17 protein-coding genes are annotated in these 18,613 nt (G+C 41.2%); 4 read left to right on the forward strand and 13 right to left on the reverse strand.

Annotation, left to right across the window (positions count from 1 at the left end):
- The first annotated feature begins 333 nt into the window (after positions 1-333).
- A complete protein-coding gene (locus AC2Q9J_RS02300; RefSeq protein WP_499036874.1) occupies positions 334-2,220 on the forward strand; it encodes an LTA synthase family protein in 1,887 nt (628 codons plus the stop codon).
- Between the two features lie 97 nt (positions 2,221-2,317).
- Here the strand turns inward: AC2Q9J_RS02300 and AC2Q9J_RS02305 are convergent, their stop codons facing one another.
- From AC2Q9J_RS02305 to AC2Q9J_RS02340, 8 genes are all read right to left on the reverse strand, one after another.
- The gene (locus AC2Q9J_RS02305; protein WP_282019864.1) at positions 2,318-2,833 is read right to left on the reverse strand and encodes a lytic transglycosylase domain-containing protein; all 516 of its coding nucleotides are present in this window, start codon (positions 2,831-2,833) and stop codon (positions 2,318-2,320) included.
- 239 nt (positions 2,834-3,072) lie between these two features.
- A complete protein-coding gene (gene resA / locus AC2Q9J_RS02310; protein ID WP_282019648.1) occupies positions 3,073-3,609 on the reverse strand; it encodes a thiol-disulfide oxidoreductase ResA in 537 nt (178 codons plus the stop codon).
- 42 nt (positions 3,610-3,651) lie between these two features.
- A complete protein-coding gene (locus AC2Q9J_RS02315) occupies positions 3,652-4,359 on the reverse strand; it encodes a cytochrome c biogenesis CcdA family protein (protein WP_101803391.1) in 708 nt (235 codons plus the stop codon).
- A gap of 119 nt (positions 4,360-4,478) precedes the next feature.
- Positions 4,479-5,393 carry a COX15/CtaA family protein gene (locus AC2Q9J_RS02320; RefSeq protein WP_499036876.1) on the reverse strand — a complete coding sequence of 305 codons (915 nt, stop codon included), beginning with the start codon at positions 5,391-5,393 and terminating at the stop codon, positions 4,479-4,481.
- Positions 5,394-5,537: 144 nt separating this feature from the next.
- Positions 5,538-5,978 (reverse strand): disulfide oxidoreductase, encoded by a 441-nt coding sequence (locus tag AC2Q9J_RS02325; RefSeq protein ID WP_282019646.1) that lies wholly within the window; start codon positions 5,976-5,978, stop codon positions 5,538-5,540.
- Complete coding sequence (locus AC2Q9J_RS02330) at positions 5,978-6,661, reverse strand: DsbA family protein (protein WP_282019645.1); 684 nt, start codon at positions 6,659-6,661, stop codon at positions 5,978-5,980. Before AC2Q9J_RS02330 ends, AC2Q9J_RS02325 begins: the two co-directional genes overlap by 1 nt.
- 28 nt (positions 6,662-6,689) lie before the next feature.
- Complete coding sequence (locus AC2Q9J_RS02335; RefSeq protein ID WP_282019644.1) at positions 6,690-7,784, reverse strand: CopD family protein; 1,095 nt, start codon at positions 7,782-7,784, stop codon at positions 6,690-6,692.
- On the reverse strand, positions 7,785-8,342 hold the full coding sequence (locus tag AC2Q9J_RS02340; RefSeq protein ID WP_282019643.1) for a copper resistance CopC family protein: 558 nt from the start codon (positions 8,340-8,342) through the stop codon (positions 7,785-7,787).
- Between the two features lie 196 nt (positions 8,343-8,538).
- On the opposite strand from AC2Q9J_RS02340, the gene AC2Q9J_RS02345 reads away from it, so the two are divergent.
- Complete coding sequence (locus AC2Q9J_RS02345) at positions 8,539-8,916, forward strand: ArsR/SmtB family transcription factor (protein WP_282019642.1); 378 nt, start codon at positions 8,539-8,541, stop codon at positions 8,914-8,916.
- The gene (locus tag AC2Q9J_RS02350) at positions 8,913-11,021 is read left to right on the forward strand and encodes a heavy metal translocating P-type ATPase (protein ID WP_282019641.1); all 2,109 of its coding nucleotides are present in this window, start codon (positions 8,913-8,915) and stop codon (positions 11,019-11,021) included. The genes AC2Q9J_RS02345 and AC2Q9J_RS02350 overlap by 4 nt, the downstream gene beginning before the upstream one ends.
- An 89-nt stretch (positions 11,022-11,110) precedes the next feature.
- Here AC2Q9J_RS02350 and AC2Q9J_RS02355 read toward each other — a convergent pair whose 3' ends face one another.
- The 5 genes from AC2Q9J_RS02355 to AC2Q9J_RS02375 form a co-directional block, all read right to left on the reverse strand.
- On the reverse strand, positions 11,111-11,701 hold the full coding sequence (locus AC2Q9J_RS02355) for an SCO family protein (RefSeq protein WP_345740452.1): 591 nt from the start codon (positions 11,699-11,701) through the stop codon (positions 11,111-11,113).
- Between the two features lie 255 nt (positions 11,702-11,956).
- On the reverse strand, positions 11,957-13,384 hold the full coding sequence (locus AC2Q9J_RS02360) for a murein hydrolase activator EnvC family protein (RefSeq protein ID WP_282019639.1): 1,428 nt from the start codon (positions 13,382-13,384) through the stop codon (positions 11,957-11,959).
- A 414-nt stretch (positions 13,385-13,798) separates the two neighbouring features.
- Positions 13,799-15,244, reverse strand: coding sequence for an alpha-amylase family glycosyl hydrolase (locus AC2Q9J_RS02365; RefSeq protein ID WP_499036881.1), 1,446 nt, complete (start codon positions 15,242-15,244; stop codon positions 13,799-13,801).
- A gap of 656 nt (positions 15,245-15,900) precedes the next feature.
- Entirely contained in the window at positions 15,901-16,845 is a 945-nt protein-coding gene (locus AC2Q9J_RS02370) for a cation diffusion facilitator family transporter (RefSeq protein ID WP_282019637.1), read from the reverse strand.
- Between the two features lie 26 nt (positions 16,846-16,871).
- Positions 16,872-17,708, reverse strand: coding sequence for a cation diffusion facilitator family transporter (locus AC2Q9J_RS02375; RefSeq protein ID WP_282019636.1), 837 nt, complete (start codon positions 17,706-17,708; stop codon positions 16,872-16,874).
- Between the two features lie 395 nt (positions 17,709-18,103).
- Between AC2Q9J_RS02375 and AC2Q9J_RS02380 the strand changes: the two genes are divergently transcribed.
- On the forward strand, positions 18,104-18,523 hold the full coding sequence (locus AC2Q9J_RS02380; protein ID WP_101803378.1) for a VanZ family protein: 420 nt from the start codon (positions 18,104-18,106) through the stop codon (positions 18,521-18,523).
- The last annotated feature ends 90 nt before the right edge of the window (positions 18,524-18,613 follow it).

Consider the following 18,613-nt stretch of genomic DNA (forward strand, 5'->3'; position numbering starts at 1 on the left):
TGGTACTTGAGCCTCTTTTCTTCCGATAAGCGATCATATGTTAACTTTGGATGCTATAAGAACTCCTTGTTTAGTCATCTACACAAGATACTTCACGCTTTCTTCTTTTTACAATTAATCACATAAAAACATATACTATTGAAGGACTGAACTGAACCTGCTGGAAACGATTTTTCGTTGTACTTATGTTACGCTAAAGACAATTTATTAAACACAGAATGTTACCTTGAGTTACTAGGCTGGCGCAAAATGCCTGCCAGAAGTCTCAAGACTTTCATCATTAACTGAAAATCGAGAAACTCTTTCCCGACAGAATTACAAAGGAGAATTTTCATGTTAAAAAAAGAATGGCCAAAGCATTCAATCTTGGCACTCGCTATCGTTGCAACCTGGCTCAAAACTTATACAGTTTATAAAACCAGTTTTTCAATTCCAATCGATAATCCCCTTCAGGAACTCATCCTTTTTTTGAGTCCTTTAAGTTTATTGTTATTTTTTTATGGACTGTCCCTGTTTTTAAAAAGTGTGAAAAATCAAAACCGTTATTTATTCATTGCATCTCTTCTTACTTCCGGTATTTTGTATGGAAATGTCGTCTTCTATCGATTTTTCACTGACTTTATTACATTGCCTGTTCTCTTTCAGACAGATAACTTCGGTGATCTTGGTGCAAGTACAGTAGCCAGCATTTACATTACCGATGTATTTTATTTCATCGATGTTATTGTATTGTTGCTGGCCATCAAATTTATTCGAATAAAAACCCGGGAGACAACATCCTCTGCGGTTCAGCGTAAGGTCTATTTCATCTTATCTGCCGCTGTGCTTTTCTTGAACTTGGGCCTGGCTGAAACGGAAAGACCTCAACTTCTGACACGCAGTTTTGACCGGGAAATGCTGGTGAAGAATTTAGGGATGTACAACTATCACCTCTACGATCTTTTTATCCAGTCCCGTTCTCAGGTACAGCGAACATTCGCTGAGAGTTCGGATCTGGTGGAGGTGAATAATTATATACGCAGCAATCAAATAGCTCCGTCAGCTGAAATGTCGGGTATAGCCGAAGGAAAAAACCTGATTATAGTAGCCTTGGAATCCATGCAGTCGTTTCCGATCAATAATGAAATGAACGGACAAACCATCACACCTTTCTTGAATGAATTGACCGAAGATGAAGACACTATTTATTTCCCAAACTTCTATCATCAAACTGGGCTTGGGAAAACTTCAGATTCCGAATTTCTGCTGGAAACGTCCTTGTATCCTCGAAGCGGCGGTGCCGTATTCTTCACTCATAGTGGAAATACATTTAATTCCATGGCTGAAAAGCTTGGAAGCAAGGGCTATTCCACCAGTGTGCAACACGCGAATACGAAAAGTTTCTGGAATCGTGACATGATGTATGACTCACTGAGCATCGATGAATTTTTAGATTTGGACAGCTTTACTGTAGAAAAAGGCCAAGCCGTCAACTGGGGCTTGAAGGATATTCCTTTCTTTGAACAATCTGTTGCGAATATGACTGAAATGCAGGAGCCTTTCTACAGCCGCTTAATTACCTTGACTAACCATTACCCATTTACGCTGGACGAAGAAGATAAGATGATTGATGCGTTTGACTCGAATTCGGGGACGTTGAACCGCTATTTCCAAACAGTTCGTTACTTGGATGAGGCTGTTAAGTCCTTGTTCGAGGAGTTGAAAGAAAATGGGCTTTATGAAAATTCCGTCATTGTAATGTATGGTGACCATTATGGGATTTCAGAAAATCATAACGAAGCCATGGCCCAATACATGGGCAAGGAAATTACACCTTATGAGTCTGCCAAGCTGCAACGGGTACCATTTTTCGTCCACATTCCCGGTTCAGGGAAAGGCGGTATCAATGAAGAAATTGGCGGTCAAATCGATATGCGTCCGACAATCCTTAGCTTGATGGGCATCGATACTTCGACAGATTTGCAGTTCGGCGATGATTTGTTTTCAGAAGAGCGAGAGGAATTTGTTATCTTTCGCGATGGACGCTTTGTAACTGATCAATACGTCTTTGCAGAAAATATTTGTTATGAGAATGGTACTGCTGAAGAGGTTGATAAACAGTTATGTGCGCCTTACATCGAACAGGCTCTTACAGAACTGCAGTACTCGGAATCGATTATTGCGGGAGATTTATTGCGGTTCTATGATAAAGAAAACGGTGAACTTTTGCTTGGCGATTAATATTAGCAATACAAAGAGGACAGATGGCTGGCTCCAGCACATCTGCCCTTTTTGTATTGTCCTGCATTTAACATAATTGTGAAGCTGTTTATTCTTTTTAATACTGTTCTTCGTATTTATAGTAATAGAAGAGTACGTCTTTCAAATACTCATCACTGTGATTATAGGTGGAGATCGCCTGCTCCAGATCCCCTTCAGAGGCGCCATGCTGGGATAAATAATTAGCTGCACTGTATAATGCATCTTGCAGATCATACGGATCTGCTATCCCGTCCTTATTGCCATCCACTCCGTACCCGCCATATTCCTGAATGATAGCAGGATCCGTTTTTTCACTTTCGCTTATGTTGCCCTTCCCCAAATCCTTGCAGGTCGGATGACTCCATCCGACAAATGTACATGGCATAAATTGCATATGCCCTTCCGCACCGACTGGTGACAAAAGAGGATCCATGGCAGAGAATTTGGTTTCCACGCGATGGTGTGCAGCCAATAAGGTCCAAGGGATATCGTATGCATTCGCAGCTTCCTTATAAAGTGGAATGTTTTCCTTTGGCATTTCCGGCTCGAACATTTGTTGAGCAAAGTTTTTAACCGGATTATCACTTGTTATGCTGAAGAAGAGAACCGATGAAAAAATTATTATTATAAACAGGACAGCGGTAAAACGACTAAGATTGCCAAACCATCTACTTTTCGTGGCTTCTGGTCTTTTTGTTACTTTTGACTTCCTTTTCCTCAAACTTGCCACCACTTTTTCTGTTAGTCTATTCAGTCTGAAAATCCTGCAACTTTTATTTGCATCGCTTTGATAATTCGGTCCTCACGCTGGTTCTAAGATTTCAACTTGAATTAGCTGGGTTTGATTAGTTCCATATAGTTTATAATATCCTCCTCAGACATCTCACCAGTTATGATTTTCACGATTGCTCCTTCTGGATTCACCAGGATCGTCGTTGGAAGTGGCCGAATATTGTAAGCTTGCATTACGCTTTTATCTTTGTCGATGACAATTGGAAATGTTAAGTTTTTCCGTTCAGCATATTGTTCCACTTCATAATCGGACTGGGCAATGTTGACGGCCAGTATCTGCACACCTTGATCTTTGTAAACTTGATACTGTCTGTCCATCAGTGGAAACTCTTTCTCACACGGTTTGCACCAAGTCCCCCAAAAGTTCACAAACACCCCTTGGCCTTTATAATCAGACAGCTGATGCCGATCCCCGTTCAAATCAGTCAGTGCAAAATCTGGTGCCTGATCGCCAACCTGCAGCAATTCATTTTTCTCCTTTATCACCCCGTTATAGATGGTAAAAGCAATAGCGCCTACCATGACAAGCAGAATGGCTGTCCTCATGAATAAACGATTCTTCTTTTTTGTAGCCATGTATTCGAAACCTCCTTTTTCTTAATTAATCTTGCTGATTTATTAGAACCCAGTGAATCCACCCGTAAACTGCGATAGGAAATTAATAATTTCAGTCATCATATCAAAGTAGAGTAAAACACCCATTAGAATCATCAGTGCCCCGCCAACTGACATGAAAAGAGCACTTCTTTTCTTTAAGAAGCTCATTTTCTCAATAAATAATGACATCAGGAGAAAAGGGATCGAAAACCCGAGGACATAAAATAGCATGTAGAGAAGTCCCCGGTCCGGATCTGCGACACCTAGCGCAATCACGCCCGCCAGTATGGGACCGGTACACGGCGTCCATCCAGCTGCGAAACCGATGCCGATCAAGACAGAACCCACGTATCCGGATGGCCTTTTCTGAAATTGAAACTTCTTATCCGAAAGCAGAAAATCGAATTTTAAAATCCCGGTTAAGACCAAACCGAAAAACACCATCAAAATGGCGCCAAGCTGTCGTAAAAGGACTTGATATTCCAAGAAAAAGTTTCCAATAAGTGACGTTGACAAGCCCAATGCTAAAAAAATGATGGAAAACCCGAATAAAAATAAAATAGTGTGAATCAAAGCCGTGCTCCTCATCATTCCCTTTCCAGCTTTTAGGTCATTGACTGACACCCCGGTAATATAGGATAGAAAAGCCGGGTACAAGGGAAGGGAACAAGGAGAGATGAACGATAAAAGTCCTGCGCCGAAAGCGAGGAGTAAACTGACTTCTGCCATGCGGACACCTCCAGTGTATTAATTGTGCCTATCGTTCCACATTGAGCTGGATAGGATTGATGACGGTGCCGAAACGTATGCTCTACTGTTACTTGCAAATAAATATGTTAATTGCACTCTTAAATTCCGTCCGCCGCTAACTTAGCTATATAATAGGGACCAAAATAAGATTTTGAAAGTAGATATGCCCCTTGAAACACGGTTACAATGACAATAATCATATGCAAAGAAGAAGTCCATCCTTCAAGTCCTGAGATTTGTGTTAAGTAGCCTGTTACCCCATTTAAAACCAGGAGCACAAAAAATGAAACCGACTCTTTAACAAGTACTCGGCGACGGACGGACCAGAACAGCAAATACGCTGCGCTAATCAGGATGATTGCATTGCTTATTCCATGGACATTGTAAATGAATTGCGAGAGGGAAGCCGAACTTATCAGTAATTCGTTGGCAGCGATGTTGTGCAAAATTTTGCTGGCTCCACTGTGTTTGTAGAAAGCTCCTACAATGATTTCCAGGAAAAACAGACTGAACGCCAAAAACGCCGGTGTAATTAGGATGCGATAGCGGCTGTTTTCTGCTCGGGCTTTTTCATCTGAGCGGATGCGCGTACGCTGTAACGCTGTTGTTAAAAAAACAGTGCTCATTAACAGAAACAGACTGATGGTCACGTCTATTGTGGTAAAACCGGGTGGCGTTCCCCACACTACATTCAGCGCGCCAACCAGTGACTGGACTAGCAGTAGGATCATTGTGAGTAGCGCCCATACTTTAACTGAAGATTCTTTTGGGTGTCTTCTTTTCCATGCAACTATAAAATTAAGCAGGATTACGAAACCCAATAAGCTGGTAAATACGCGATGGGAATATTCAATCAGTACTTTATATTGGGTAAAATCGGGAATAATTTTTCCGTTGCATATCGGCCAGTCTGTTCCACATGCATCACCAGCATTTGTTGCTACAACTAAGTTTCCTAAAATTAGGGCGAATACGGTCATGTAAGCCGTATATAAAGCAAAACGGTGTCTCATATCTCTCCTCCAAGCAGTAAATTGTCCTTTTCCTGCCTCCCTCCCTTATTAATTCTGTGATATTATTTTTTCTTAATTAGTTTGACCGATTACTTTTATTCATCTTCCCAATTCAGCAGAAAAATGATTAAAAATGAATGAAAATCAAACATCTTTTCTTCTAAACGTCAGTATCAGCATCGCAATGGAAATCAATAGAAAAGCTGTAAATGCCAAAAATGGAATGGTAATGAATCCCATCCAGTTGATATACTCCGAACTACACGGAACACCATTCACACAAGGCTTTATCCCGCCGAATCCCGGCACTTTCTGTTCAAGGTAATGCAAGACGGAGATGCTTCCTCCTAAAAGAGACAAAGGCAAAACATAACGGGGTACCTTCAGGTCATACTTGAATGTCGCCATCCCTAAAATCAGAACCAATGGATACATCGAAATCCGTTGGTACCAGCAAAGTTCACAAGGGATGAAGCCCTTGATTTCACTGAAATACAGGCTTCCGAGCATGGCAATTAATGAAACGAACCATGCTCCGTAAAGCAGCATGCCATTTATTCGAGATTCGGTCTTTGTTTCTTCCATTACTCTCCACCTGCCAATTCTTGATCAATTAAGGCTTTTATTGCATCGTAATCAAACGGATCTTCAAGTTTTTGACCATTGATTACAATAGTCGGTGTTTGAGTAACCCCAGCTTCCTCCACTAAGGCTTCATCTGTTGCAAGTTCTTCTTGCTGCGCCACTTGCTCTATATCTTCTTGTAACTGTGCTTGATCAATGGCAGAGAATGACGATGCCACTTCTAACACTTTCTCAGGTGTAATCCAGGCAGCATCATGATCTTCAACCGGTTGTGCCGCGAATAATGCTTTATGGAAATCCCAATATGCTTCCGGACTATGCTCGAAAACAGATTCTGCAGCCAAAGAACCTAAAACTGATTCATTTCCATGGAAAAAGACGTTGATATAAGCAAATTCCACTTCTCCTGTATTGACATAGTCCTCAACCAATTGAGGGTAAATCATTTCTCCCCAAGCTTTACAGGATGGGCACTTAAAATCGCCAAATTCGACCACCGTCACTGGTGCATCACTTTCACCCAGAGTCGGCTGACCGGCTATATCCGTTTGTGCTGTTTCCATAACCGGTGCTTCTTGCTGATTCATTGCAATTACAATTGCCGTAATAATTCCTAATGCCACAACAGTCGCCAGAACCGCCCATTTCATTCCAGAATTATTTTTTTTATTTTTCTTTTCCATTTCCATCCTCTTTTCTGTAGTTGGTTACTTATTGAATACTTGACATTAAACCTACATGGAAAGCTAAGACACAAAATAATCCCATTATCACCGAAAGATAGGCAGGTACTTTTTGCTTGTAGCAATAAATAACAAGCGCGCCGAAAGCAAACCCCAGCATCAAAAAAAACAGTCCCAGCAAATTGAAATCGAATTGCAGGTGCATGGCAGGATCAATTGGACCTCCATGTAAATATTCAAAAAGCTTAGATGCCCCGTTCCCTTTCAAATATGCTTCGATAGAGTGAGGAGGCTCTTGTTGGCCCAATACTCCTGTTGCTGCAAAGATAAAGAGAAGGGTCAGGCTTTCCGCTTTTGCCCATGGTATTGGATTTATTTCGTCACCACGCTGCAACTTCCGTCTGATTAGGATACCGTTTATAAAAGCAAACAGCAAAAGTGGGATGACCAACAAATGTTTAATCAAAATTGCTTGACCATAAGGCATCATCCAAGCATCCTGGTACTCCACTATCTCAACGGCCAATGTCATAATGAAAATTCCGCTTGCGCCGATGACCGTCAGGCAAATAAGAGCGACTGGTGTAAACCACTTAAGAAACGGCAGCCAGTTCTGGGACGAAATTGAAAACCAACTCACTGTTAGCAGAATTCCCATCCACACAGTCACGGCTGTAAAATGCAATGTATGAAAAACAAACCCACTCCAGTCTGTTAAGGAAGCGGCATGGCTTCCCCATCCCAAAGCCATAAGAAGTCCTAAAGTGAAAAGAAGAGAGATTCCGATGAAAACTTTCTTTTCAAATACAGGAGTAACAGATATAAAAAGATAAAAGAAGATTGAAAGAATCAACGTGATCGACCAGGCTTGTCCTACCTCGAATTCCCCGATGACATTTTGAATGGTCAGTATTAATCCTATATCTTCATATAAAAATAAAATCAGTCGGATGACAGGCGCCGCTGACAAGACAACGATTCCCAAAATGGAAATCTGCAGAACACGTTTGTTGATTTGCAGTTTCGGTTTCCGGTGGTCAGGAACCAGGTGAATCAGCAAAGAGCCCATTAAAAGCGAAAAACAAAGGTAGAGCAGCGTCTCGGTTGTGTAAATCCAGATCATTTAATTCCCTCTTCTCTTCGCTGCCCACATCAATGTCCCCCCGGCAATTACCGCTAATACCATTAGCACAATCACCATCACATATGGCGCATTAGAGGACTCTTCTTGATCAATTGACTCTTCCTCAAACAGAGACGTAGTTTCTTTCACCGGATCTTCAGAGACAGATTCCACTGTCTCCTCATTCTCTTCCGCAGGAAACGTTTCTTCCGCCGTCTTCACCGTAAAAGTATATGCCCCTTCAATCGGATGTCCGTCAGCTCCAATGATTTTCCAGTTGACGGTATATTCACCATCTGCCATGGCAGCCCCTAGTGTTCCGATCATTTTTTGTTCCTCAAGCGTAATGCCAAAAGGAATTTCCTCTCCTTCAGCATTTTCTACTGTAAAAGAGCTCGCTTCCTCCAGGGGTGTATTGAATTCCAGTATAATTTCTCGCGGTTCCTCAGTCATTACCTCTCCGTCAGAGGGTGAACTCGCTTCCAATGCTGTGTGGGCGGAAACGACAGTAGACGAAAGCAATAAAATAAATAGCGTTAACAATAGGATTTTCTTCATTTTCGTACTCCCTTCTCTAATGATTAGGCACCAGACTATAACGTCATTCAATGTTCACAGTAATTTCTTTGCCTCATTCATTTTAACAAGTATCGATTAACATTAAAACAATGCTTTGAATATTAGAATTGACAAAGCAATGAATTTTTCCTACACTGAATATAATCAAATGACCATTTGAATGAGGTGGATACCAATGAATGAAATTGAAATCAGCAAATCTCCAGAAGCTTGCCAAACCTTTTGTTATGACGAAGAAGTAATTGAAAGAGTTCAGCCTAAACTTGTCGGTATTCGAGGGGCAGAACTAATTTTCAAGGCTCTTTCCGATGCAACACGTTTAAAAATCGCTTATGCGCTAACACTGGAACCGGAACTATGTGTGTGCGATGTAGCAAATATTTTGGGAACGACCACCGCTACTGCTTCTCATCATCTTCGCTACTTGCGGAATATGGGGTTGGCGGATTATGAGAAGAGAGGGAAATTGGTTTTCTATTCGCTTACCGACGAACACGTACATCAATTAGTCCGAATTGCATTTGAACACGCTGAGGAGGATCGATATAAATGAGCGAAAACCAGAACGTTTACCAACTGCAAAACCTGTCCTGTACGAACTGTGCCGCTAAATTCGAAAAAAACATCCGTGAAATTCCGACAGTCGAAGATGTAAAACTGAACTTTGGTGCTTCAAAAATTACAGTCGCTGGTGAAGCTTCAATCGAACAATTGGAACGAGCAGGATCTTTCGACGGTATTCGGGTTTATCCGGAAAAACAACGAATTATCGAAAAAAAAGACCCTTTTTGGAAAAAGAGAGAAAATCAAGCCACACTGATTTCACTTCTTTTTCTCATATTCGGATACATTTCTTCCGTTCAAGTTGGTGAAGAGCATACAATGACCATCGGACTTTTCGCTTTGGCGATTCTAATTGGAGGCTTTAGCCTTTTTAAAGAAGGGGTCAAAAATCTGGCAACACTCCAATTCGATATGACCACGTTGATGACCATCGCCGTGATTGGAGCAGCCGCAATTGGCGAATGGGGCGAAGGTGCAGTAGTTGTTTTTTTGTTTGCCATCAGCGAAGCTTTGGAAACATATTCGATGGACAAGGCAAGGAATTCTATCCGTTCACTCATGGACATCGCCCCCAATACAGCCATCATTAAACGTGGGTCGCAAGAGTTGGAAGTTGATGTGGACGATATTCAAATCGGCGACATTATGGTCATCAAACCCGGCCAGAAACTGGCGATGGATGGAGAAGTGGCCAAAGGCGCTTCCTCGATCAATCAAGCAGCCATCACCGGGGAGTCCGTTCCTGTCCATAAAGCAATCGGCGATGAAGTGTTTGCCGGCACGCTCAATGAAGAAGGCGCATTGGAAGTACGGGTAACGAAAAAATCTGAAGATACTACTATCGCCAAGATTATTCATTTAGTGGAGGAAGCACAGGCAGAACGTGCACCTTCCCAACAATTCGTGGATAAATTCGCAAAATATTATACACCTGCTATATTAGTAATTTCGATGTTGGTTGCCGTGCTCCCTCCTCTTCTTTTTGGCGGTGAATGGAGTGAATGGATTTACCGTGGTCTTGCGGTGTTGGTAGTAGGCTGCCCTTGTGCTCTCGTCATTTCGACGCCTGTAGCGATTGTAACAGCGATCGGAAATGCTGCAAGAAATGGTGTTTTGATCAAAGGCGGCATTCATTTGGAAGAAACCGGCCGTTTAAATGTCATTGCTTTTGATAAAACCGGGACACTTACACAAGGAACACCTGAAGTCACTGACATCATCTCCTTGTCGGATATGAGTGTTGATGAAGTTTTGGAAACCGCAGCATCTATCGAAAAAATGTCTCAGCATCCCTTAGCTTCTGCTATTTTGCGCAAAGCAGAAAAATCCAGTATCGAATTAACCGAAGTGGAGAATTTCCAATCGATTACCGGAAAAGGCGCAAAAGCAGAGATTAAAGATCAAACCTATTATATCGGCAGCCCGAATCTTTTTGCAGAAACCTTGAAGGTGTCCAGTGACATCCAAAAAGAAGTGGAAACTCTTCAGGCAGTCGGCAAAACGGTTATGCTGTTGGGATCCCGCGATGAAGTCAAAGGCTATATTGCAGTGGCAGACCAAATCCGACCAAGCAGTTCCACAATCATTCAAAAACTGTATGACTTGGGTATTCAAAAGACAATCATGTTGACCGGTGACAATCAACTTGCCGCAAACGCCATCGGAAAACAGCTCAATTTAACAGATGTCCAGTCAGATTTGATGCCGGAAGATAAATTGGCAACCATCAAATCACTCCGCGAGCAGTTCGGCAAAGTAGCGATGGTCGGTGACGGAGTGAACGATGCACCGGCATTAGCGAGTTCTACGGTAGGCATTGCCATGGGAGGCGCTGGCACAGATACAGCACTCGAAACCGCTGATATCGCCCTTATGGCAGATGACTTGGATAAACTGCCTTACACCATCGGCCTCAGCAGAAAAACATTAGCGATTATTTACCAGAATGTTGCGTTTGCATTGGGGTTAAAAGTACTTGCGTTATTGCTAATCATTCCAGGCTGGCTGACACTTTGGATGGCCATCTTTGCGGACATGGGTGCTACGTTAATCGTTGTACTGAATTCTCTTCGCCTGATGAAAAGCAAATATTAGCCTTCGTCGAGGAAAAATCTTTTGAATCTCACAATATAATGAACGAAAAGCCGCTGATTCAGTGATACTCGAATCGGCGGCTTTTTTCATTACTTCTCAATCAAATTTTCAAGGTCTTCTCGTATCTCATCCACCGGTACATCTTTAAAACCGTCGTAATTATTTGTTACTTTTCCTTCCTGGTCAACCAAATAAAAAGACGTTCCATGGATAACTTGATTGCTGTTAGGATCCTTTTTGACAAATGACTCGAAATTTTCACTGGCAAATTCCGTTATTTGTTCCGGTGTATACCCCGTCAGCAAATGCCATTTCGATTCATCCGGAACCGAGAATTGTGTCAAATATTCCTTCAGTTTTTCGGGCGTGTCTACGGCAGGATCTACGCTGAAGGCGACAATTTTGTAATCTTCAATACCACTAGCCTTCAATTCTTCTTGGATCTCGGTCATATTGAACATCATCGGCGGGCAAACCGTCTCACAACTAGTGAAAGCGAACGTGGCAATCCAAGGCGTTCCTTTTAACTTTTCCATAGATATCGTTTCATTTCGATGATCGGTATATGAAAAATCCTTAACCCCAGAGCTGCCGCACGCAGAGAGAATCAATATTGCACTCAATCCTATTACTGCCAGAAAAAAAAACCTCAACTCAGTTCCCCCATTCGTCTGTCTCACTTCATCTTATGGAAAAGACCATTTCATTACAACAGATGCAAAGGTGATATTGTTACAAATACTTGAAGATTATATAGCTTTAAGCGAGTGAACTTTATAGATATAGCCACTGCATTTATACTCGTCCAATACGCAGAGAAGAGAGTAATTGTACAATCGGAAATTCAGCTTCCCGGATAACTTAAATACCTTTACTTTTCAATCAGTTAATCAAAATAAAAGCCGGCACCTCGAAGGTTGCCGACTTTTTATAAATTATCCACCGATGTAATTAAAAGGGTTTACAGCATTTGAACGTGCGCCGTTCCACGATCCAATGTGGATTTCGAAATGAAGATGCGGACCTGTAGATCGCCCTGTGTTTCCGGATGCCGCAATTTTTTGTCCTTGAGAAACGGATTGTCCCTGAGAAACACTGATGGAGTTCAAGTGAGCATAAACAGTTGTAAACGTTTGGCCATTGATCGAATGGGTCAGCATGACGACATTCCCGTATGTTCCCATTGGTCCTGCATACGATACGTAACCTGAAGCAGATGCTGAGACTTGTGTTCCAGTTGGAACCGCCGCATCTATACCTTTATGGCTCTCTAGACCAGCTCCAATATTCCGTCCGCCAAAACTGGACGTCAGGCGACCAGTTAAAGGTGCAATGAACCCAGAATTACTTGCCGGTGCCGTATAAGAAGCTACAGCAGAGCTCGTTGATTTTTGTGGAGCTGCTTTTTGAGCAGTTGATTTCTGGCTTTCAGATTTCTCACTAGCTATTTTTTCTTGAGCTGCTTTTTCTTGAGCCGCTTTTTCTTGAGCTGCTTTTTGTGCAGCTGCCGCTCTTTCTGCCGCTGCTGCTCTTTCTGCTGCTAACTTGCGTTGTCGCTCTTCTTCAGCTTTCCTGGCTAATTCAGCGAGACGCGCTTGCTCTTTGCTAATTTCTTTTTCCAATTCTGCACTGATATCTACAGTTTCGGCCTGTTCACTTTCCAGACTTGTTTTTTCTTTAGCCAAACGGGTTTGTTCAGCTTCTAACTCTTTTTGCAGACCCGCCTGCTCTTTCTTCTGGCCATTAAGAGATTCTTTTAATGTCACAAGTTCTGACCGGCGTTTTTCCTGCTCAGCAAGCTTGGTTTCCACTTCTGCCTTTTGTTCCGACAGCAACTGCTTGTCATCTGCTTGTTCTTGCATGATTTCCCGGTCTGCTTCAATTAAGGTGTTAACCGCCGAAAAGCGATCGATAAAATCAATAAAACTGTTTGCGCCCAGTAAAACGTCTATATAGTCAACGGATCCGCCGCTCAACTGAATGGCACGGGCACGCTCCTGCAGCAACTCTGTCCGCTCAGCAATTTTGCGTTCCAGTTCCCCAATTGAACCTTTCAATTCCTCAATTTCCACTTTCGTTTGATCAATTTCAAGTTGGACACCATTAACTTTGCCTTCTGTTTCTTGTATTTTAGTACTTAACTCTGTAATTTTAGCCATAATTTTTTCTAAATCAGACTGATTTATGCTGATTTCATTCGATTTTTCCTGAATTCCGGAATTCAATTCGTTTTGTCTTTGTTCAATTTCCTGTTTCTTTTGTTCAAGTTCAGTCAGTTTATCCGCGTTGGCTGCCGGCACTAAAATCGACAAAGCCAAGACTGACGATAAACCCGTCAGTATTATTTTTGATTTCAAGTTCATATTCCCCTCTCAGTTTTCATCTCTATCTCTCTATTCAAACTTCTCTATTTGTATACTCTAGAATAACAATATTCCGCACTAAGGTTCGCTTAATTTGATAGTTTCGTTAAAATTCAACTATTGTATTGTAACACTTGAAACGCTGTGCTCTATTACAATAACTTTACAATTTGACTTTGATATTGAAATTATTTTGGATATAATATCCATTTACTTGCGAATGCAGTTCTCTTCCTCCCAATTCTCAAGTTTCGTCTATTAGCCAGACATCACATTCCCCAAAATAAAAGCCCGGATATGCAGATGCATATCCAGGCCTCGTTCTCCAGAAACGTTGGAGTAGGGACAATCCAATTGTTGACCATTGTAGTTTTGGCGATTAACAATTTTGTAGCAGTAAGTCTTATCACTACTTCAAAGTTTCTTCTTCTCCGTCATCGATCTTTTCTTGCCTTTCCGCCATGCGAACCACAAGAAAACCATAAACGTGACATACAAAACGACTAATGCTGCTATGTAACCTTTATTCAATCCTCTTTGTTCAATAATAGTGAACGCTTCGCCGACTTCTCTATCCAATGTAATTTGGTATTTGCCCTCATCATTTTCGCGGATAATGTCATTTTCAAATAGTCCGCGCATCTCTTTCCCTGGACCAATTACATCGGCTGGAATGGCGAAATTTTTAGTGGAAGAAGAATTATTGATCGCAATTATCCACGTGTCCTTTTCATCGGAACGCTTATAGACGAGCCACCCTTCCTCATCATACAATATCTCCATTTCACCTGTGCGGAGCGCTTCCGATTCGTTTCGAAGAGAGGTTAAATTGGTAATATGATCAATTAATTCTTCCCCCACACCCATATCCAGAATTGGGTGGGAATCTGGGGCCGCAGCTCCATTCACCGCAATTTCGGAACCGTATTGAATAACGGGGGTACCCGGCATCGTCAATAATTGAAACATCAGTAAATTCCATCTTGTTGGGGGGAACCCTCTTTCCTCAATTACATCAGATGTAAAACGAGAACTTAACAGGGAATCCACTTGAGTCAGATTGCCCTTCGCCTCCGCCCAATAGTCGGAAGGAACGCTTGAATCGGGATCAAAATTTTTATAGCTGTTCCGGAGTGCTTCTTCAATCCCCGGCAGTACAACTGCATCCAATCCCGAAACAGAATCCATTGCACCGTCACTCAATATGTACATACTACGAATATCTTTCATGCTTTTTGAAAAGCGATCGATAAAAGAGGGATCTAATTCATCAGTGGTTTGCAACCGAATTCCATCCACCTCAAATTCAGTGACAAACGAGCTGAAACGTTCAATCAACTTATTTTGCACTTCTGGAATGCTGGTATCCAGCGAAACCGTTCCATCTTCATTTTCAGTGAACCATCCAGGATTACTTGCCCGCCATACATGATTGTTGCTGATTCTCTGAGTGGGAATGTCGACAATAATTTTCATCTCCAGCTCATGTGCTTTTGCAATTACTTCCTGCCATTCTTCCTCTGTTCCAAAACTTGGTTCAAGCTCCTCGTAGTCCAACACTTCTTTCCCGTCATAAGTCGCACTGGAAAAAATAGGACCTACGGAGAGTGCTGTAAAACCCATGTCTTTTAGATACTGCATTTCACTGCTGAGACCTGCGAAGTCCCCACCATTAAATGCAGTGGAATCCACAGAATTCACCTTACTATCATTTTGGATTACTTTATTAAAATAGCGGTCTACCAGCAGATCATATATTATTTCGTCTTGTAAAGATTGTTTTTCTGCAGCCATGCTGGGGGTAATCAAACTAATGGATAATAATCCAGTTAACACAGCTGAAATCAATTTCCGTTTCACTTCGGCTTCCTCCTTCAGAATGCCGAATTCCATTCCTGCATTCGGTTCAGTTTATCAGAATCATTGCTTTACTTCTATGTGATCCCGCATCAATTCAGGAATCTGTCGTAAATTTTCAACGATATTGTGAATGCTGAACAATAAAACCTCCTGATTTAATAAAGACAAGCTCTTACAAAAATTAACTTTTTCTTTCTTTAAAAAGACATAAAAATTGGTTGATTTTCAATTTCTGTAGATTAAAGTTAAGAAGTATGCAGAAAGAAAGTATCCATGGAACTGCAGGCAGCTGTTTATTACAGCTGCAATACTTGGTGCAAAATTAAATACATATCAATCACTTAATTTGAAAGGAGAACCACATGAATCAAAAAAAGAAAATACTGAGGGATAACTCTTTTACTTACGGATTCCTTTTTTATAGTGTGGCGTTGCTCGCTTGGTTTATATACGATTTCTTCGTTAATGACATAATCGGTTTGCAACTGCCGATTTTACTTATTGGCTTTGCAATTTTTTTATGGTCAAAGTTTTTCTATCTGCAAAAAAGCACAAAAGAATCTTCATGATTTTGTCAATCAATAAATGGACAAAATGAAACGAGGGACGGATTTTTCCATTCCTCGTTTTTGCCACAAAAAATAAGTTATTTTTAGTTAATGATGATTGTGTTTCATAGCCTCAGAATCCATCTCATTTTGACATAATTGCGATTCTGGATGCAGATGATCCGGGGTTTCAAGTTGAACAGTGACATGCCCGATTTTGTGGGCTCCCACTGTTTTTTCAATTTCTTTCAAAATGTGCTGACTTTCTGTAAACGAGATTCCTTCTTCAATGACTGCGTGGGCCGATAATGCATTTTTCCCACTGGTAATACTCCAAATATGCAAATCGTGAATATTTTGTACGCCTGGTATTGCTTCGATAGCTGCTGTTACTTCATCCATGCTTACATTTTTAGGTGTACCTTCCATTAAGACATGGAGGGCCTCTTTTGTAACCCGCCATCCACTGATTAAAACCAGTATTGCTACAACTACACTCGCTAATGGATCGGCCCATGCCCAGCCAAAGAACATAATAAGGAGCGCGGCTGTGACGGCGCCGACAGATCCAAGTAAATCGCTCATGACATGAAGGAACGCAGCCCGAAGGTTTAAATTCTCTTTGGTATCGCCACCCCGCATCAGGATCCACGCAACCAAAATGTTCACCAGTAACCCGATAACTGCAATAAATAGCATGCCCGTTGTCGCAACTTCTGGCGGATCGGAAAATCGGTGATAAGCCTCATAAAAAATATACAGGGATACCAAAACAAGTGTGACCCCGTTAAATACTGCCGCCAATATTTCAAATCGCTTGTACCCATAGGTTTTGAATTGATCCGCTGCCTTTTCGCCGATTGTAAAGGCCAGTAAACCAATTCCCAATGAAATGGAATCACTTAACATATGCCCTGCATCAGCGATTAATGCCAGACTGTTTGTCAAAAAACCACCTATCGCTTCCACAAACATATAACTGGTAATAATCACAAATGCGATTAACAATGTTTTCTTATTATTACCGTGAGAATGGTTGTGTTCGCTCCCCACATGACATCCCTCCTTCGCTGTACCCATTATTCCACTTCGATGGTAGAATGTTTAATTTTCAGACCGGATGTGGCCTCTCTCACTTTCTCTTTGATGGTATTTGTCTCACCAAGACTTTTTGCTTCGACAGAAAGATGCAAGTTCAATGCATTTTCTTCACCATCGATTGACCAGATATTCAACTGCCGGACCGACTGTACACCTGAAATCCCCTCAATCTTCGATTGGACTTCCTTAATGTCTATCCCTTCCGGAACCCCTTCTAATAGTATCTTCATCGTTTTGATAAGATTCCGGATTACATTGAACAGGATAAATAATGCAATTGCAAGGGAAAGAATGGGATCCAGGATATGAATATCCTTGAAAAGCAATACGATGCCGACAATCAGTACAGCGACCCAGCCTAGTACATCTTCAAGCATATGCCATGAAAGGACCCCTTCATTCACCGATTTGCCTTTATGCAGTTTAAAAGCCGCATAGCCGTTTAATACAACTCCTGCAAGTGCAAACCAGATCATCCCTTGTGCATTCGAATGTTCAGGGTTAAACAATAATGGAATCGCCTGGAAGAAGATATAGACGGAACCAGCTATCAATACTGCAGCATTCAATAAGGCCCCCAAGAGTGAAAACCGCTGATAACCAAAGGAAAATTTTTTGTCTTGATCTTTGTTGGAAATCTTTTGAAGAAACCAAGAAGCTCCCAAAGCAATCGCATCTCCCAAGTCATGAACAGCATCAGACATAATTGCCACACTGTTGATTAGAAATCCGCCGATAAATTCTCCGATTGAAAACAGCAGATTGATTACAAATGCCAGTTTAATATTTTTTGAAGAACGGTCGACTTTTCCCATAAGTACGCCCCTTTCTTTGGTAGTTTTCAATGTAGATAATTAGTTCTCTATTCCCCGTCAACAGATGAGATACACGTCTGTTGCTTTATTTGACGTTTCTTTCTGCAAAAACATTTCTTTATTTCTTAAAGAATCTTTTAGGCTAAGCTGCCTATTGCTACTATAAAGATACATAATAAATAGAGTTGGCACACACCCTAATAAAGTACGGAAAGCAGAAATTTTGAATAGCAACTGGATTGAAATTATTTACAAAATGGACAAAAAATCATCATCAGCAAAAGATTATAGTAAAGAACCATTAGCAGCAGCCTGCATAACTAAAAGGGCAGCACTTGTTTGTTCTGTAGTTAACAGATTTATACAAGAGCATCTAGGGAAGAAAGGAGTATAAAATGCATTTTAAAATTTTTTTAGTCATCTTTTGGGCAGCAGGAATTTTGGTGGTGATGACTACCAGTAATGCAGAAGCTTTTCTATATAATCAGATTCTGCATTATGAACTGGACCTCTCTCCGAATTTTATTGATTTATTTCGATTAAATGATGTAGCACTTACTGACAATTTTTATCTCATACAGAAATTAGGGCATCTTTTGTCGTTCGGAATTCTGTACATGCTCCTCTATAACTGGCTCCATACACATAGCAAAGCCTTATGGTATTGTATAGCCTTTGCAATCTCATCAGAGATCATTCAGTTATTTTTTGAAAGGAACGGCCGTATTTTTGACATGGGAGTAGACTTTATAGGCATTCTCTTAGCTTATATAATCACCGTCATAGTTACCGCACGTAAAACAAAAGTACAATGAAACTATTCGAAATAACCATTTAATTGTTGCTCTTTGAACATTTTGTGAAAGAGAAAAGGTGGGCTAAATCGAGCTAGAGATCCGTTTTTT

This window comes from Planococcus sp. RAB007_Raresut (assembly GCF_057369535.1).

What these genes read in the sequence shown, in the direction of transcription:
- AC2Q9J_RS02360 (WP_282019639.1), bottom strand. Translation starts at nt 13,384, where the DNA reads ATGAACTTGAAATCAAAAATAATACTGACGGGTTTATCGTCAGTCTTG.
- AC2Q9J_RS02375 (WP_282019636.1), bottom strand. Translation starts at nt 17,708, where the DNA reads ATGGGAAAAGTCGACCGTTCTTCAAAAAATATTAAACTGGCATTTGTA.
- AC2Q9J_RS02325 (WP_282019646.1), bottom strand. Translation starts at nt 5,978, where the DNA reads ATGGAAGAAACAAAGACCGAATCTCGAATAAATGGCATGCTGCTTTAC.
- AC2Q9J_RS02315 (WP_101803391.1), bottom strand. Translation starts at nt 4,359, where the DNA reads ATGGCAGAAGTCAGTTTACTCCTCGCTTTCGGCGCAGGACTTTTATCG.
- AC2Q9J_RS02340 (WP_282019643.1), bottom strand. Translation starts at nt 8,342, where the DNA reads ATGAAGAAAATCCTATTGTTAACGCTATTTATTTTATTGCTTTCGTCT.
- resA (WP_282019648.1), bottom strand. Translation starts at nt 3,609, where the DNA reads ATGGCTACAAAAAAGAAGAATCGTTTATTCATGAGGACAGCCATTCTG.
- AC2Q9J_RS02300 (WP_499036874.1), top strand. Translation starts at nt 334, where the DNA reads ATGTTAAAAAAAGAATGGCCAAAGCATTCAATCTTGGCACTCGCTATC.
- AC2Q9J_RS02380 (WP_101803378.1), top strand. Translation starts at nt 18,104, where the DNA reads ATGCATTTTAAAATTTTTTTAGTCATCTTTTGGGCAGCAGGAATTTTG.
- AC2Q9J_RS02335 (WP_282019644.1), bottom strand. Translation starts at nt 7,784, where the DNA reads ATGATCTGGATTTACACAACCGAGACGCTGCTCTACCTTTGTTTTTCG.
- AC2Q9J_RS02330 (WP_282019645.1), bottom strand. Translation starts at nt 6,661, where the DNA reads ATGGAAAAGAAAAATAAAAAAAATAATTCTGGAATGAAATGGGCGGTT.
- AC2Q9J_RS02350 (WP_282019641.1), top strand. Translation starts at nt 8,913, where the DNA reads ATGAGCGAAAACCAGAACGTTTACCAACTGCAAAACCTGTCCTGTACG.
- AC2Q9J_RS02345 (WP_282019642.1), top strand. Translation starts at nt 8,539, where the DNA reads ATGAATGAAATTGAAATCAGCAAATCTCCAGAAGCTTGCCAAACCTTT.
- AC2Q9J_RS02320 (WP_499036876.1), bottom strand. Translation starts at nt 5,393, where the DNA reads ATGAGACACCGTTTTGCTTTATATACGGCTTACATGACCGTATTCGCC.